General features: G+C 35.0%; 13 protein-coding genes. 12 read left to right on the top strand and 1 reads right to left on the bottom strand.

Going from position 1 to position 17,076, the window contains the following annotated elements; all coding sequences use genetic code 11:
• Positions 1-82 precede the first annotated feature (82 nt).
• A complete protein-coding gene (locus tag H7F21_RS11335) occupies positions 83-3,661 on the bottom strand; it encodes a DUF7619 domain-containing protein (protein ID WP_185789404.1) in 3,579 nt (1,192 codons plus the stop codon).
• A 38-nt stretch (positions 3,662-3,699) separates the two neighbouring features.
• On the opposite strand from H7F21_RS11335, the gene H7F21_RS11330 reads away from it, so the two are divergent.
• The 12 genes from H7F21_RS11330 to H7F21_RS11275 all read left to right on the top strand — a co-directional run bounded on the left by H7F21_RS11330 (position 3,700) and on the right by H7F21_RS11275 (position 17,062).
• Complete coding sequence (locus tag H7F21_RS11330; RefSeq protein ID WP_185789403.1) at positions 3,700-4,497, top strand: TrmH family RNA methyltransferase; 798 nt, start codon at positions 3,700-3,702, stop codon at positions 4,495-4,497.
• 130 nt (positions 4,498-4,627) lie between these two features.
• The gene (locus tag H7F21_RS11325; protein WP_185789402.1) at positions 4,628-5,869 is read left to right on the top strand and encodes a M48 family metallopeptidase; all 1,242 of its coding nucleotides are present in this window, start codon (positions 4,628-4,630) and stop codon (positions 5,867-5,869) included.
• On the top strand, positions 5,870-6,934 hold the full coding sequence (locus H7F21_RS11320) for a glycosyl hydrolase (protein WP_185789401.1): 1,065 nt from the start codon (positions 5,870-5,872) through the stop codon (positions 6,932-6,934).
• Positions 6,935-6,955: 21 nt separating this feature from the next.
• Entirely contained in the window at positions 6,956-7,726 is a 771-nt protein-coding gene (locus tag H7F21_RS11315; RefSeq protein WP_185789400.1) for a hypothetical protein, read from the top strand.
• Positions 7,727-7,760: 34 nt separating this feature from the next.
• On the top strand, positions 7,761-8,117 hold the full coding sequence (locus tag H7F21_RS11310) for a DoxX family protein (protein ID WP_185789399.1): 357 nt from the start codon (positions 7,761-7,763) through the stop codon (positions 8,115-8,117).
• Between the two features lie 125 nt (positions 8,118-8,242).
• Positions 8,243-9,085 (top strand): helix-turn-helix domain-containing protein, encoded by an 843-nt coding sequence (locus H7F21_RS11305; protein ID WP_185789398.1) that lies wholly within the window; start codon positions 8,243-8,245, stop codon positions 9,083-9,085.
• A gap of 88 nt (positions 9,086-9,173) precedes the next feature.
• A complete protein-coding gene (locus tag H7F21_RS11300; RefSeq protein ID WP_185789397.1) occupies positions 9,174-9,722 on the top strand; it encodes a YbhB/YbcL family Raf kinase inhibitor-like protein in 549 nt (182 codons plus the stop codon).
• Positions 9,723-9,931: 209 nt separating this feature from the next.
• Positions 9,932-12,139: a RelA/SpoT family protein gene (locus H7F21_RS11295; RefSeq protein ID WP_185789396.1), complete on the top strand. Its 2,208-nt coding sequence runs from the start codon at positions 9,932-9,934 to the stop codon at positions 12,137-12,139.
• A 105-nt stretch (positions 12,140-12,244) separates the two neighbouring features.
• Positions 12,245-12,697 carry a Fur family transcriptional regulator gene (locus H7F21_RS11290; protein ID WP_185789395.1) on the top strand — a complete coding sequence of 151 codons (453 nt, stop codon included), beginning with the start codon at positions 12,245-12,247 and terminating at the stop codon, positions 12,695-12,697.
• Between the two features lie 13 nt (positions 12,698-12,710).
• On the top strand, positions 12,711-13,991 hold the full coding sequence (locus H7F21_RS11285; RefSeq protein WP_185789394.1) for an adenylosuccinate synthase: 1,281 nt from the start codon (positions 12,711-12,713) through the stop codon (positions 13,989-13,991).
• Positions 13,992-14,080: 89 nt separating this feature from the next.
• Positions 14,081-15,886 carry an OstA-like protein gene (locus H7F21_RS11280; protein ID WP_185789393.1) on the top strand — a complete coding sequence of 602 codons (1,806 nt, stop codon included), beginning with the start codon at positions 14,081-14,083 and terminating at the stop codon, positions 15,884-15,886.
• Entirely contained in the window at positions 15,887-17,062 is a 1,176-nt protein-coding gene (locus H7F21_RS11275; RefSeq protein ID WP_185789392.1) for an aspartate aminotransferase family protein, read from the top strand.
• Positions 17,063-17,076: the final 14 nt, after the last annotated feature.

The raw sequence follows: 17,076 nt of genomic DNA, 5'->3' as shown, positions 1-17,076 counted from the left end.
TTTTGACGAAATTCGACCTAACTCATTACAAAAAAGCTTCAGATTATTTCTGAAGCTTTTTATACTATGATGTTCTAATGCTTTAGTTTATTATTAATTTTTGAGTTTCTGACATGCTCTTTCCTGCCAGTTGCACAAAATACAAACCAGTCTGTAAAGAAGACGTATTAAGCTCTACAGCATATGAACCATAATTCATTGGAATATTTACAGTCTTTCCTTGAATATCGTATACGACTAAATTTATATTATGTACAAGATTATCATTAAACTTAATTGTCACCAGATCTCTTGCGGGATTAGGGTACATAATAAAACCGGTTGCTTCAAAATCATTCACCGAGAGCGTTTCAACAAAAGTCGTTGTAAATGTGTTGGTTATTATTGGCGCATTAAAATCAAAGAAAATTGAAGCCGTATTTGGAATAACATCACCTAGCGTGTAACCTGATTTTGGCTTAATCTTAAAATGTACAAACCCATTACTTCCGGCTGCATCGTCTTGCTCTGCCGGTAGATTAATATCATCGAAAAACCATTCTAAACTACTCCCAGTTCTTGTTACCATGTAATCGTGACTAGAACGCAACATTTGAAAGGTTGTCTCATCTAGTTGACTATCTAATTCATCCTCAATTCTGATAAATATGGCTTCAGCAGTACCAACATTCTGAAAACGAATAGTATAATATAAATACTCATCCGAGCTTATAAAATCGTTGTACACTATATTTGGACCATGAGATTCCATCTTGTCATTAGGATCATAGGACCCAATAACCACCTCTGATAGCGACGCCAAGTTATTTTCCGCAACTGTATCATTCGAAGATGTCGTATAAGATACTGTATTAGTTACCATTTCTCCTAAAGCCAGTGTTGTTGGACACAACAACGTGATTTCCACATTCTCAGTTTCACCAGCTCCTAAATCCGTAAAATACAATGTAAAACCTGTGGCTGTAGTTGTAATACTCATGTTTGTATTACTTAATAACGTATTGTTAATAATCAAATCATCATCAAGTACAAACTCTACTGAACCTGTTGCAATGTTAGCACCACTTAAGTTCTCAATAATGAGCGTGTTTAAATGCTCGAAACCTGGTCTGGGTGATGCAAAGGGATTTATGAGATAAACGGCCAAATCTTCACAAACTAGATTATCTTCAATTGGAAAATCAACTTGTGCCAGTTCTCCAAAGAGAACACTAACATTACTAAAAGTGGTTACATTTTGAGTATAACAATCGGTGTAATCATCATTAACTGAAAATGAAATATCATACGTATCATTTTCATCTGTGCTAACAATAGTAAAACTTCCGCTTGAAGAATTCACGACATTAATCACTCCATCATTATTTTTTTCATAAGTGAAGGAACCGTTAGTAAAATTAGACTCTCCAGTGTCAAAATCACCATTTGTATTAACATCATTAAAAGCTCTCAAACTTATTAAGCCTATATCTTCACAAATACCACCAATATCAAAACTACCAGCTTTTAAAAATACCGCAGTATCATAAATGCTATCTACATCATCTGCGACGACTAGCTTAATATGATAAGTTTCTCCAATATTAACTTGGGCCTGGGCTGAAAAACTCACAGTTCTTCCATTATAACGCATAAGAGGAGAATTGTCAGCTGTATAACCACCAAAATATTGCGAATTAGCCTCAGGACAAGAATCGCTTGCATTATGAATATTGGTTACTGTGATGGGTAAATCCGTTCCAGGAATTAAAGCTAGATTCGTTGTGTTACCCATGGCATCGGTCAGCAAAAATGCAAATGCATCAGAAAATGAACATTCAAAGCCAGCACCATCGTATTCTTCTGAAGCCATTAAAAAGTCAAAATTAATTTGGTTGACTACTGGTACAAAATCAAATTCTATTGACGTGGCATTATTAGAGTTTATTCCTAATTCACTATCTAAATCTGTATCACCTGGCCAGATATTGCTTCCATCACTAGCAATAACTCCATCATTTGGTCCTTCGGCCTCTGCTGCATTTCCTGTGCTTAATAATAAACCCTCGGAAAATGGAAAATCGTTTCCACCATAAGTAAAATAGCCTATTCCATTGGGTTCAAAGCCATCAAAACTACTACCCGTAGAATAGGAGATATTAGATATTTGACTACAATCATTGCCAATGAGAACATTTTGCACTAATTCCTCAACTGTAAACTGTGTTTGGTCTACGCTAATACTCTGCCCTAAAATTTCAACCATAATAGTTGTTGACTCCGAACAAGCCTCTGGACTACTATCCGTAACAGTTAATGTTACTGTGTAACTTCCTTCCTGAGCATAACTGTGATTAACTGAAGTTCCCAAAGCTTCACTATTATCACCGAAAGACCAGATATAAACAGCATCACTTGCATCCCCCGAAAAAGTAGCACTACCTGTAAAATTTATGTCTTCATTAGATTGTGCAATAACAATTCCTGAAATATTGGGTTCAGGCGTTGTAGAATCTATAGATGGCTCTATGGTTTGACAAGGCAGGCATGTTTGATCTGCCAGAAGAGTAAAACTTTGAATCTCAGTGCCACAACCATTAACATCGGTTACGGCCACATAAACTGTCTGAGGATTAGTAGTATTTATAAAAGGATCTGATAATGGATTCATGAGATTAAGTGCATCTGATTGAGACAGATGAAAACTTACTTCTAAATTAAAATTGGGTTGATTTGCTAAAACTTCATCAATTTTTGATTGTAGCATAAATTCTGCAAAACCATCCTGGTCTTCATCACAAACGACAAAATCTGATATTGACGGTATCGGAGACACATTAGAGACAACTAATTCTAAGCTACCAATAGCAAAACAACCACCTTGAATACTTTCCACTCTAAAATAAAGTACTTGATTATAAGGAACTACATTTATGTATGGAAATTCAGTAACAAGCGATGTAATCCCTCCTTCGGCTTCAGCCTGTGTGGCATAGTACGTCACTTCTAAATCCGTTTGGCTTCCAACTATATCCGGAGTAGCTTGTTCTAAATCGAATTCAGCAAAACCATTCCCATTCAAATCACAATTATAAAGTGGGTTGGGCTGATTAAAACTTAAGGCTCCATCTAAAGTGACATTAAAGGCTTTTTCTAAAAAACAACCCTCTAAATTTTGAACTGCTACCCAGTAAAGTCCTTCTACAGAGGCTGTAATAGTTGGAGTGCTTTCTCCTGTAGACCACATAAAAGTATGTAGTGCAGGATCTAAACCTGTATCGACTACATAAGAACTACCATCACAAATAGAAATATCATCTATACTGAAACTTGGTGATGGTTTTACAAATAGATTAAAACTGGTAGTATCATAATTTCCGCTTACAGCTTCTTCTAATCGCACAAACATAGTTTGCGGATTTGTAATATTGGTATATATTAAAGGCACAGGACTTACACCATTTTCAGCATCGCTTTGACTTTGATAATACGTTAGTATAAAATTTGATGGATCTTGATTACCCAATATCCCAGCATCTAATACAGCCAAATTGAAGACAGCGATTCCATCGTTTAGTTCGTCATCACAAAGTTCCAAATCACTGGGTTGATTTGCAACTTGGGCATAATTAAAAGATGTAATGAATAATCCAATAAAAAATAAAAGTAGCTTTTGTTTCATAATATTTAAATTTGCCCTAGCCAAATATAGAAAATCAAATGACCAAACTGATAAGTAGTATCAATAATCCGTTAATAAAACAGCTTTATCAGTTGAAAGAAAAATCTCGCGAACGCAAAAATACTGGACAATTCCTAATTGAAGGCAAGCGTGAGCTTTCATTGGCCATTAAAGGTGGTTATAGGATTAAAACTTTGTTGTTTTGGCCTGATTTGTTTTCTGAAAGTGAAGCCAAAGCCATGTCTCAATATGGTATTGATAGTATTGAAATTTCGAAAGAGGTATTCCAAAAATTAGCGCATCGTGATACTACGGAAGGCGTCATTGCCGTAGTGAAAGTAAAAACGCATCAACTAGAAGAGTTGACGTTTCAAAACAAAAATCCATTAATATTGGTCGCCGAAGCTCCAGAAAAACCAGGCAATATTGGTGCCTTATTGAGAACTGCTGATGCAGCGCATGTGGATGCCGTAATTATTGCCAACCCAAAGTCCGATTTATACAATCCCAATATCATTCGTTCTAGTGTTGGTTGTGTGTTTACAAATCAAATTGCTATGACTAGTTCTAATGAAGCGATTCGTTTTTTACAGACATATAATTTCAATATTTTCTCAGCGATTTTGCAAGAATCAGAACCTTATTATGAGCAGGATTACACCTTACCAACAGCTATTGTTGTTGGCACTGAATCTACTGGTTTAAACAACGAATGGCGAGAAGCAGCTACTCAAAATATTAGCATACCTATGCAAGGCGAAATAGATTCCATGAATGTATCTGTTGCTGCAGGAATTCTTATTTTTGAAGCTAAACGACAACGGAATTTTAAATAGTTGAAAACAAAAATTGAAACGTCATTACGAAGCAGACATTTTTTCGTCTGCTGTAGTAATCTGCTAATAAAGAATTAAAATTTAAAAGATTGCCGCGTCCTAAGTCCTCGCAATGACATCAAATTAAATTATGACAGCCCAAACTTTATTCTATATCATCATAGGTATTATAATCGTCAACTTTATCAAGGACAAGATCCTTAACGCTATTAATGCCAAACATTTTAACGATCCTATTCCAGAGGAACTCAATGATGTTTACGATACTGAAGAATATCAAAAATCCCAGGCCTACAAAGTCACTAACTATAAGTTTGGCATTTGGTCCTCCTTATTCTCATTGGTCTTAACTTTAACTTTTTTATTCCTAGATGGCTTTGAACATGTCGATAACATCGCTCGAAGTTATTCGGACAATCCTATAATAATTGGACTGCTTTTCTTTGGAATTATAATGATTGCCAGTGATATTATTACTACGCCTTTTGCATACTATAAAACCTTTGTTATTGAAGAACAATTTGGATTCAATAAAACCACCAGAAAAACATTTGTACTAGATAAATTAAAAGGCTTGCTAATGATGATTATCATTGGTGGTAGCATTATTGCATTAATCATTTGGTTTTATCAGCTTACAGCGCATAAATTTTGGCTTTATACCTGGGGAATAGTGACGGTTTTTACAGTATTTATGAATATGTTTTATTCACGATTAATTGTACCATTATTCAATAAGCAAACACCTTTAGAAGATGGTGAATTACGGGATAAAATTTCGAACTATGCGCAATCTGTTGGCTTTAGTCTAAGTAAGATTTTTATTATTGATGGTTCTAAACGAAGCACTAAAGCCAATGCCTATTTCTCTGGGTTTGGGAGTGAAAAACGTGTAACATTATACGATACTTTAGTTAAGGACTTGGAAGATGAAGAGATTGTTGCGGTCTTAGCACATGAAGTTGGTCATTACAAGCGACATCATATTATTTTCAACCTCATTGCTTCTGTCTTACTCACTGGATTAACGTTATACATCTTATCCATATTTATCTCCAATCCATTATTATCTAATGCTATAGGCGTTGAAACGTCAAGCTTCCATGTAGGCTTAATTGCTTTTGGATTACTCTACTCACCAATTTCTGAAATAACAGGTCTAGTAATGAATTACGTCTCACGAGTGTTTGAATACCAAGCTGATGACTATGCCGAGAACACCTATAAAGCCGAGCCGTTAATTTCATCTTTAAAAAAGCTCTCTAAAAATAGTTTGAGTAACTTAACGCCTCATAAAGCTTACGTTTTTATGCATTATTCGCATCCTACGCTTTTGAATAGGATCAGGAATCTAAAAAAACAGCTTATATAAATGAAAAAATTTATTGCTTTTCTAGTTGTAATCACTGTTCTTACAATAAATTGTTCTGATGATAAAACAAACTATAATTCTGAATCAAGTTCCATAACCTATACTCTCGGAATCTCTTTTCCACCAGTATCTGATAATGAACAAAGAAATTTCACTGATCCTCTACTTAATGAGTTAAATGTAAAGCACATTAGGATTGGAGAAGATTGGAGTTTCAGGGAACCTATTCAAGGTAGCTTTAATTGGCAACCACTTGATGATAGAATTAATTGGGCTACTGAAAATAACATAAATATATTACTAACCATTCAATCTAATGGGCCAGATTGGGCCTGTAGTGACCTACAGAACCAAAACTCTTGTGTTTACAATAATAACAATGAGTTTAAGAACTACATCCAACAACTCCTGCAACGCTATCCAAACCAAATTTCTAAAATTCAGTTTGGTAATGAATGGCAGTCAGATTTTTGGTATATAGGTAGTGAAGAACAATTTACCGAAGCCAATAATATTGTATATGATGCTATTCAGCAGTATTCACCAGAAACTCAATTGATTCTAGGTGGCTTCACAACCATTTCATTGCGGTTTTTAGCTGGATGTAACGGTTTAATTGATTCGTTTTACAATGATGAAGGAGATTTATTTGATCAAGATTTTTTTAATGAAAATTGTGATAATATTGAATTTCAAACGGTTATAAATCGAATCAACTATATACTAGATAATGCGTCTTATGATCTACTGGACATACATTTGTATGATGACGTCGAGAATTGGATGATCTATTATGAAAACTTCATAACTTTAACTACGAAACCTGTAATTATAACTGAGTTTGGCGGTCCAAATCTCAATCTAGAACCTACCTCTGAGCAATATCAATCAGAACGTTTAAAACTCTATATTGAAACCATAGATAGTATGAAAGTAGATGAAGCCTATTTCTTTAAACTTGTAGAGGGAAGTAGTAATCCTGCTCATGCCCAGTCAGGCTTAATAGATAATGAAACACTTAATAAAAAATTAAGCTTTTTCGCTTTTAAGGACTATAACAATTGATAAAAAAACTAATAAACATTAATGAAAATCTTTAGAAAAATTAGATTTAAAACTTTAACCAAGAGTAATTTTGGAAAATACCTCTTGTATGCCACAGGGGAAATTATATTAGTAGTCATTGGTATTTTAATTGCATTATATCTTAACAATCAAAAGGATATTTCTGATCGTTACGAAAGACAAAGAAATCATCTTTCTTTAATTAAGGAAGAGCTAAGTAACAATCTTTTGATAATTGAGGAAACGGACGAAGCACTTGCCAATATAATAGACAATATTAAAGACATATTAAATCTTTATAGCTCAATTGAATCCAAAGAAAGTATTGACGAAACCGAACTTTCAGAACTCTTATTTTTGCCTCTAACTAGAGGGATTGAAATTAATTATGAAAAGGGAGCTTTCGACGAATTTACCGCCTCTAGCAGCTTAAAAGACATTAAAAATGATAGTTTAAGGAGTTTACTGCGATCTTGGAACAGAAAACTAGAAACTGTTAGACATCAAGAAAACGTAGTGTATCAGTCGTTGGATAAATCCAACAATTATTTTGAAACTAATGCGTCTTTAAAATCTGTATTTGATAATATTAATTTATCAGAGACCTTTCTAGAAATTAATAATTCACCTATAATAAAAAGTAATAAGCATATTCTATATTCTAATCAATTTGAAAATATATTACTCCATTATTTAGGCGTTGCCACGCAACTTCATAAAAGTAACTACCCAGATTTTAAGGGCGATATAGAATTACTTATTAGGCTCATTGATAGTGAATTGAAGCAATAGCTTTTCTAATATCATATTGTTAAAATAAAACGTCATGAAAATAGTATATTGGTCTACAACAATTTTATTAGCCGCCTTCTTATTATGGAGTGCTTATACTTACCTTTTTAGTAAATCCACAATGGATGGTGTAAGAGCATTAGGTTTTCCTGATCATTTTAGGATTCAGCTAGTTGTCTTAAAAATAATTGCAGTTATTATACTTCTGATACCTCAATTCCCGATTCAATTTAAAGAATGGGCCTATGTTGGTGTGGGTTTATTTTTTATTACTGCTATAGTGGCACATACTGCACATAAAGATCCTTTTTTTATTACCTTGATGAATCTGGCATTTATTGGTGTAACAATTGCCTCTAATGTCTATCTGCACAAGTTGAAGAGCTTGTAATGACTTTATGGAATTAAGATCATATAGTATTGCCTTTCCAAAATAAAAAGTCGAACTTCGTTAAAGCCGCCTTTAAGTAATTAAAACAGCACCTATTAAAAATCCATAGACAGCTAGAGAACCGAATGAAAACAATCACATTGCCTGACCAACTAAATTTAAGTTCTTCTAAGTCCATTGTGATTTATGATTATAAGAGTATTACTGAAATATCAAAACAACAAATTTTATTAAATAAAAATACGTTCAGTTTTCTTCAAGAAGGAACTAAAGAAGTTTTCTTCGATAATTCTGCCTATGCAATTGATAATTCTCAATTTCTATTGATGAAATCTGGGCATTGTTTAATGACAGAAAAGCTCTCTAATGATTCAGAACACTATCGCAGTGTATTGTTTTTCTTTTCTAACGAAGAAGTTTTTAATTTTCTACGGAAATTCAAATTAGAAACATCTTCTAATTCTAAAAAGCTGTACTCTACGTATTCGTTCAATTATGATTCATTTATCAAAAGATTTGTCGAAAGCCTTTTAGATATATCTAAACTTTCCAAGTCGATTCAAGACAATATATTAAAAATAAAACTCGAAGAAATATTACTTTACCTTGCAGACTTCAAAGGGTTAGACTTTGTTTATTCCTTGATTCAAAATAGCGATAATCAAAATCAAAAGTTCATCGAAACAATAGAAAACAACAGATTAAACAAACTCACAATAAAAGAACTTTCATTTTTATCCAATATGAGCGTTTCAACTTTCAAGAGAGAGTTCGAGAAAAACTTTCACAGTTCGCCTAGCAAGTGGTTTCAAGACAAAAGACTAGAACATTCAGCTTTTCTATTAAAAAACGAATTAAAAAGACCTTCAGATATCTTTGAAGAAATTGGATATGAGAACTTATCAAATTTTATTCAAGCTTTTAAATCAAAGTTCGGAGTCACTCCAAAACAATATCAATCAAGTTGAACTTTTATAAATACTTTTTGAACTGAATTAAACACTAGATTCATAATAGTCATTCATAATTTTGTCCGTATAATTTAAAACAAATATTATGAAAAAATCATTTAAAATTTTAACGCTACTAATTGCGTTTTCTACTTCCGTGTTCAGTCAAAACACCTTTACTTTATCAAGCGACGACCTTGGAGGAGAAGCAACGATTAACGAAGAATTCAATGGCTTTGGTTGCACAGGAAAGAACCAGTCCCCACAATTATCTTGGAAAAATGCACCAGAAGGCACTAAAAGTTTTGCCATAACCATGTATGATCCAGATGCACCAACAGGAAGTGGCTGGTGGCATTGGATTGTGTTTGATATTCCAACAAATATTACTGAATTAGAATCTGGATCTGGTAACATAGCACTTAATTTATTACCAAAGAACGTTATTCAAAGTGTAACTGATTATGGAACTTATGGCTATGGAGGCCCTTGCCCACCTGAAGGGCATGGTTTGCATAAATATGAAATCACAGTTTACGCACTAAAAATTGAAAAACTTGAATTAAATAAAGATACTAATCCAGCAGTTGTTGGATATTACCTATGGAACAATACGTTAGCTAAAGCTAGTATAGTAACTTACTATCAGAGATAAGGTAAATAAATAGTTCCAAAGTCCCGCATAAGTAATAGTGATTTGAGCTCTAGTCCAAATCGCTATTACTCTTTATTTATAAATTAATTTCTAAAAACTAACGTTTATACCTTCACAATTACACATAGGCAAAGACATTAAACAGCACGCTCTAAATTTCCCTCCTAAAAACTATTGCCCATTACATATCCTTTTACTACATTAGTTCTATGACTGAGGAAGCCATAGAAATAGAAAACAAGGCTATTGCAAAAGCTTACAAAGAACTTCTAAAAGTAAGCTACCAAACGCTGACGAAAGATGACAAAAAACTCATTCGTCATGCTTTTGAAGTTGCTGTTGATGCCCATAAAGATCAACGTCGTAAGTCTGGTGAGGCTTATATTTTTCACCCTATCGCTGTGGCCAAGATCGTGGCGCAAGAAATAGGTTTGGACGCCACCTCTATTGCGGCTGCATTACTTCACGATGTGGTAGAAGACAATCCAGATTACACCATAGATGATATAGAAAGGCTCTTTGGTGATGCCGTTGCTCGAATAGTTGATGGACTCACTAAAATTTCGTCCTTAAAAAAGGATATGGATGTCTCACTTCAAGCGGAGAACTTCCGAAAGATGTTGTTGACGCTAAACGAAGACGTTCGAGTCATCATTATAAAAATTGCGGATCGTTTGCATAACATGCAGACTATGGATTCCATGCGACCAGATAAACAAGTTAAAATCGCATCCGAAACCTTATATATCTACGCACCTTTAGCTCACAGAATAGGGCTATACAACATTAAAACCGAGCTCGAGGATTTAGGTCTTAAATACACGGAACCCGAAGTTTACAATGACATTGCAGAGAAAATGCAAGAGAGTAAGGAGGAACAAGATGCATACATTAAATCGTTTTCAGAGGTTATAGAAAAATCACTAGATAAAGAGAGTCTCAATTATGAAATAAAGGGTCGCCCAAAGTCCATTTTCAGCATTCGTCGTAAAATGATGAAACAAGGTGTGTCTTTCGATGAAGTCTATGACAAATTCGCCATTAGAATTATTTATAAATCTGATCTTGAAAATGAAAAATTCTTGGCATGGAAAATCTATTCAATTGTAACTGATCATTTTACACCCAATCCCACACGATTACGGGATTGGATTTCCTCACCAAAGTCAACAGGTTATGAGGCACTTCACATTACAGTAGTTGGCCCAAAAAGTCGTTTTGTAGAAGTACAGATTAGAAGCCAACGCATGAATGAAATTGCCGAAAAGGGCTATGCGGCACATTATAAGTATAAAAATGAGGATGACAAAGAAGACAATTTAGATCTATGGATTAATCGTCTTCAAGAAGCCCTGGAAAATAATGAAGCCAATGCCGTTGATTTTGTAGAGCAATTTAAACTCAACCTCTATTCAAAAGAAATTTTTGTCTTTTCACCTAAGGGAGATTTAAAATCACTGCCCAAAGGCGCTACGCCTCTCGATTTCGCTTTTAGTATTCACACGGAAGTAGGTATGAAAACACGTGGTGCAAAAGTCAATGGTAAATTAGTACCATTGAGTCATGAGTTACAAAGTGGCGATCGTGTAGAAATTTTAACTTCAGAAAATGCAAAACCAAATGCTAATTGGCTTGATTATGCAACTACTGCTAGAGCACGTAGTAAGATCAAATCTGCTTTAAACGCGCATACCAAAGAAATTGCTGAAGAAGGCAAGGAAATTTTAAGGCGAAAATTAAAGCAGCTTAAAATTACCTTAAACGAAAAGTCAGTTAATGAACTGGTTAGCTATTTTAAGCTTAAAACGTCATTAGATTTATTCTACCGCGTTGGGATAGGCACAATAGACAATCCAAAACTAAAGGCTTTTGCATCATCGAGAAGCAATGCCCTTATGACCTATATTAAAAGTAAAATTCGCAAACCTGAGGTACCAAAGGATATTGATAAGGAAGAAATCACTTCCAAGTATGATATGCTGGTTTTTGGTAAAGAAGAAGAACGTCTCAATTATACATTAGCAAATTGCTGCAATCCAATTCCAGGAGATACAGTATTTGGTTTCGTGACCATAAATGATGGTATAAAAGTCCATAAGAAGAATTGCCCAAATGCCGTAAGCCTACAATCGAACTATGCCTATAGAATTATGCCTGCCAAGTGGATTGACTCTTCACAACGCACGTACACATCCCACATAAAACTCTCAGGAATTGATAATCTTGGTTTAGTTAATGACATCACCAGATTAATTTCAGAAAACTTGCATGTTAATATGAAAAGCATCAGTTTTTCGAGTGATGATGGTATCTTTAATGGTGATATAACAGTGGAAGTTAAGAATCAAACCATGCTGAAAAACCTAATTGATAAACTTAAAAAAATCAATGGGATCGACAAGGTGACAAGAGTATAATTATCGATAATTTAAAAGTCTTGAAAACTTGTTCATTTCTTTCGCTTATAATGCCAAATTAAGTCATTCTTATCCTATAAATTTATGTAAATTTGCACCTTAATTATGAATGCAACCACAGAAGAAAGTAATCAGGAAATTGTAAAGCGTGTTTTTACGCAATTCCTTGAAGACAAAGGTCACAGAAAAACACCTGAACGCTACGCTATACTTCAAGAAATCTATGATAGTGAAGAACATTTTGATATAGAATCACTCTATATTAAAATGAAGAATAAAAACTATCGTGTAAGTAGAGCAACGCTTTATAATACCATAGAATTACTTTTAGAATGCGCATTGGTTCGCAAGCATCAGTTTGGACAAAATCAGGCACATTATGAAAAGTCTTATTTTGATAAACAGCACGACCATGTCATTCTTACGGACACAGGTGAAGTTATAGAATTCTGTGACCCACGTATTCAATCCATCAAGAAAACCATAGAAGAGGTTTTTGATATTGAGATAACTAATCATTCACTATATTTTTACGGCAACCGTAAAAAAGACGACTAACTAATTTTTTAAAATGGCAGTAGACTTACTACTTGGATTACAATGGGGAGATGAAGGCAAAGGGAAAATTGTCGATGTATTTACCTCCAAATACGATATCATTGCACGCTTTCAAGGTGGTCCAAATGCAGGGCACACTTTAGTTTTTAACGGAAGAAAGCATGTATTACATACCATCCCATCTGGAATATTTCATGACAACACGGTAAATCTCGTGGGTAATGGCGTGGTCATAGATCCTGTTATTTTTCAAAAAGAATTAGATAAATTAGATGAACAAAATGTAGATTATAAATCATCGCTATGCATCTCTCGCAAGGCACATATCATTTTACCTACACATCGCTTATTGGATGCTGCAAGTGAAGCGTCCAAAGGGAAAGCAAAAATAGGTTCTACTTTAAAGGGTATTGGTCCAACGTATATGGACAAAACCGGTAGAAATGGTATTAGGGTTGGAGATATTGAACTAGCTGATTGGAAAGATAAATACAGAGCTTTAGCGGATAAGCACGAAGCCATGATAGATTTCTACAATGTAGATATTCAGTATGATTTAGAAGAGCTAGAAACCGATTTCTTCGCTGCTATCGACACTTTAAAGTCTCTTCAATTTATTGATTCAGAAGAGTATATACATCAAGCACAAAACTCTGGAAAGTCTATTTTAGCAGAAGGGGCCCAAGGTTCATTACTCGATATTGATTTTGGAACTTATCCGTTTGTGACTTCATCCAATACAACGGCAGCTGGAGCATGCACAGGTTTAGGTGTCGCGCCAAATCAAATTGGTGATGTTTTTGGAATTTTTAAAGCCTATACAACGCGTGTTGGTTCTGGGCCATTTCCAACAGAATTATTTGATGAAGATGGCGAAACCATGGCACGTGTTGGCCATGAATTTGGAGCTACTACAGGTCGTCCAAGACGATGTGGTTGGCTAGATCTAGTAGCATTACGCTATGCTTGTCAAGTAAACGGTGTGACGCAATTGATTATGATGAAAGGCGACGTACTATCTGGTTTTAAAAATTTAAAAGTTTGTACAGCTTACAATTACAAAGGTGAAACCATTCATCATCTACCATATAATATCGAAGAGGAAAATGTCACCCCTATTTATAGGGAAGTAAAAGGTTGGTCAGAAGATTTAACTGGTATGACGGAAGCATCTCAATTACCAAAAGAATTTAACACCTATGTTGAGTTTTTAGAAAATGAACTTAACATTCCAATTACCATTGTTTCTGTAGGTCCTGATCGTAAACAGACGATTGTTAGAAAGACAATCTAGAACGTAATTGATCTAGGTTTTAGATTCTGTTAAAAAAACTGTTAACCCATACTAAAGCAAATCTATAAGTGTTATTTTGTAAAAAACATATGGCTTTGAATAGTTCCAGGAATCTACTTTTCATATTCACTTTTTGTCTTTCGATCTTTTGTTTTTCACAAGAAAAACAAAAAATCACTATAGAGTATGCTGGCATTGGTTACACTGATGAAAACATTGAACCAGGCGCTAAAGTATTTCTTCGTGATGAGTCGCTCCAAGTACATTTTATTCATAAGGGTGTAAATATGTGGTGCGATAAAGCCATCTATTACGAGGATCAAGATTTTATTGAAGCGTTCAGCAACGTCTCCATGAAGCAAGGCGATTCCATAAATATGGTGGCTAAATATGTAGAGTATAGTGGTAAAACTCAATTAGCATATGCTCAAGGTGACGTCGTTTTAACCGAACCGCAATCTACCTTGACCACAGATAAACTCTACTTTGACAGAACCAGACAACTCGCCTACTATAATACAACAGGTAAAGTGGTACGCGATTCGTCTGGCACCATTACAAGTCAGATTGGTCGTTATTATATGAATGCGAGCAAATATCAATTTACCCAAGATGTTGTTTTGGTAAATCCTGATTATACTTTAAATACAGAGCGACTCGATTTTTTTCCAGATAATGGACATGCGTATTTGTTTGGTCCATCAACCATTGTTGGCGAAACCAGTAAAGTCTATTGCGAACGTGGTTTTTATAATACAAATGCCAATACAGGTTATTTTCAGCGCAATGCCAAAATTGATTATGACAACCGAAGTATTGAAGGTGATAGTCTTTATTTTGATCGAACTCGAAGTTTTGCCTCTGCCACCAATAATATAACAGTAACAGACACCCTAAATAATAGTATTGTTAAAGGGCACTATGCTGAAGTGTGGCGATCTAAAGACTCTGTTTTTATAACAAAAAGGGCTTTAGCTATTTCTGTACAAGAAAAAGATTCTGTCTATTTGCACGCAGATACGCTTATGGTTACTGGAAAACCAGAGCATCGTATTACGCGAGGGTACTACAATGCTAAGCTATACAAAAGTGATTTAGCTGGAAAGGCAGATTCCATTCATGTAGATCACAAAAGCGGATTAACACAACTCATTAATCTCGGTCGTTTTAGTTCTAGTGATGCCTTTGCGCTGGCAAGAAAACCTGTACTGTGGAATATTGGCAACCAAATGACTGGTGACACTATTCATTTAATCTCTGATGTTAAAACTGAAAAACTAGATTCATTAAAAGTATTTAACAATGCTTTTTTAGTCAGTAAGGATACTATTAGCGAAGACGGATTTAATCAAATTAAAGGACAACGCCTTATCGGCTTATTCAGGGACAACGAACTCTATAATGTGGATATCATTAAAAATGCAGAGACCATTCGCTATATGCGGAATGACAATAACGACTTGATTGGTATTCAAAAGTCAAAATCAGGAAGTATCAATATTAAAATTATAGAAAAAGCCATTGATGAAGTTCGTTTTATCAATCAAATAGATGGTAATATTTTTCCCGAATCTGATTTTCCAAAAAGTGGCAGGCGACTACGTGGCTTTGATTGGCGGGGAGAAGAAGAACCTAAGTCTTTGGACGATTTATTTAAAGATGATCCTCCATTAATATTACCAAAAATTAAAGGTCTAGAAGATTATGTGCCTCCAGAAGAGTTTGTAGACGACAGTGTGAGTGAGCGTGTTGAAGATGCAGGGAAATCGACACCCGAAAAGCCTAATAAAGCGGCTCGAAACTTACCAAAAAAAGAAGATAAGCCAGTTGAAAAGCTCAAGCCCAAACCCACAAAGGACTCAACTGAAGTAAAGAAAGACAAAGAAGGTCAATAATTGAAAGACGACTTTTTTAAATATCAGGCACAAACCACACCACATCCATTGGCTATGGAAGTGAGTCATGCTAAAGGATCTTATATCTACGATACAAATGGAAAGGCCTATCTTGACTTTGTTGCTGGTGTTTCGGCATGTGCTTTAGGACATTCGCATCCTAAAGTGGTTGACGCTATAAAAGCACAATTGGACAAATATCTCCATGTCATGGTTTATGGCGAATACGTACAAGAACCGGCATTAGAGCTTTCTAAACTTCTTGCCAAGCACTTGCCCAAACCTCTAGAAACCACCTACCTTGTTAATTCTGGTACCGAAGCTATTGAAGGTAGTCTTAAACTGGCAAGACGTTTTACCGGTAGAAGCGAAATCATAGCTGCCAAAAATGCTTATCATGGCAACACCATGGGCTCATTGAGCCTCATGGATTATGAAGAACGTAAACGCCCATTTTATCCTTTAGTACCAGATATAAAGCATATAACGTTCAATTGTGAGTTTTGTTTACAACAAATTACTGGAAATACTGCCGCTGTAATACTTGAAACCATTCAAGGTGGTGCAGGATTTATCGAACCGACGGATAATTATCTAAAGAAAGTACAAGAGCGTTGCAACGACGTTGGTGCGGTTTTTATATTAGATGAAATTCAGCCTGGCATTGGCAGAACCGGAAAACTCTTCGGCTTCGAAAATTATAATTGCCAGCCAGACATTGTGGTCACGGGCAAGGGACTTGGAGGAGGATTACCAATTGGTGCGTTTACTACTTCAAAAGCCATGATGGCTACCTTAAGTGACAACCCAAAACTAGGACATATCACAACTTTTGGAGGTAATCCAGTTATAGCAGCTGCCGCCTTGGCCACTTTAAAGGAAATCGCGGAAACCAATCTTATGCAAGAAGCTCTAGAAAAAGAGCAGCTCATAAGAAAACATCTTCAGCATAAACACATCAAAGCTATTCGTGGTCGTGGATTAATGTTAGCTGCAATAACAGATAATTCTGATATTACAAATCAGATTATTTTGCGTGCCCAGGACCAAGGATTGATTCTATTTTGGCTACTTTTTGAGCCTAAAGCTATCCGCATTACGCCTCCACTGACCATTTCGCATGAAGAAATCATAAAGGGTTGTCAAATAATCGTCTCCATATTAGATTCGCTTTAAACATATTACAAATA

The organism is Winogradskyella flava (assembly GCF_014243395.1).
GTDB classification, from domain to species: Bacteria; Bacteroidota; Bacteroidia; order Flavobacteriales; family Flavobacteriaceae; genus Winogradskyella; species Winogradskyella flava.
This window is presented reverse-complemented; position numbering and strand designations above follow the sequence as displayed.

Coding starts and splice junctions, on each gene's coding strand:
- H7F21_RS11335 (WP_185789404.1), bottom strand. CDS start 3,661: ATGAAACAAAAGCTACTTTTATTTTTTATTGGATTATTCATTACATCT.
- H7F21_RS11330 (WP_185789403.1), top strand. CDS start 3,700: ATGACCAAACTGATAAGTAGTATCAATAATCCGTTAATAAAACAGCTT.
- H7F21_RS11325 (WP_185789402.1), top strand. CDS start 4,628: ATGACAGCCCAAACTTTATTCTATATCATCATAGGTATTATAATCGTC.
- H7F21_RS11320 (WP_185789401.1), top strand. CDS start 5,870: ATGAAAAAATTTATTGCTTTTCTAGTTGTAATCACTGTTCTTACAATA.
- H7F21_RS11315 (WP_185789400.1), top strand. CDS start 6,956: ATGAAAATCTTTAGAAAAATTAGATTTAAAACTTTAACCAAGAGTAAT.
- H7F21_RS11310 (WP_185789399.1), top strand. CDS start 7,761: ATGAAAATAGTATATTGGTCTACAACAATTTTATTAGCCGCCTTCTTA.
- H7F21_RS11305 (WP_185789398.1), top strand. CDS start 8,243: ATGAAAACAATCACATTGCCTGACCAACTAAATTTAAGTTCTTCTAAG.
- H7F21_RS11300 (WP_185789397.1), top strand. CDS start 9,174: ATGAAAAAATCATTTAAAATTTTAACGCTACTAATTGCGTTTTCTACT.
- H7F21_RS11295 (WP_185789396.1), top strand. CDS start 9,932: ATGACTGAGGAAGCCATAGAAATAGAAAACAAGGCTATTGCAAAAGCT.
- H7F21_RS11290 (WP_185789395.1), top strand. CDS start 12,245: ATGAATGCAACCACAGAAGAAAGTAATCAGGAAATTGTAAAGCGTGTT.
- H7F21_RS11285 (WP_185789394.1), top strand. CDS start 12,711: ATGGCAGTAGACTTACTACTTGGATTACAATGGGGAGATGAAGGCAAA.
- H7F21_RS11280 (WP_185789393.1), top strand. CDS start 14,081: ATGGCTTTGAATAGTTCCAGGAATCTACTTTTCATATTCACTTTTTGT.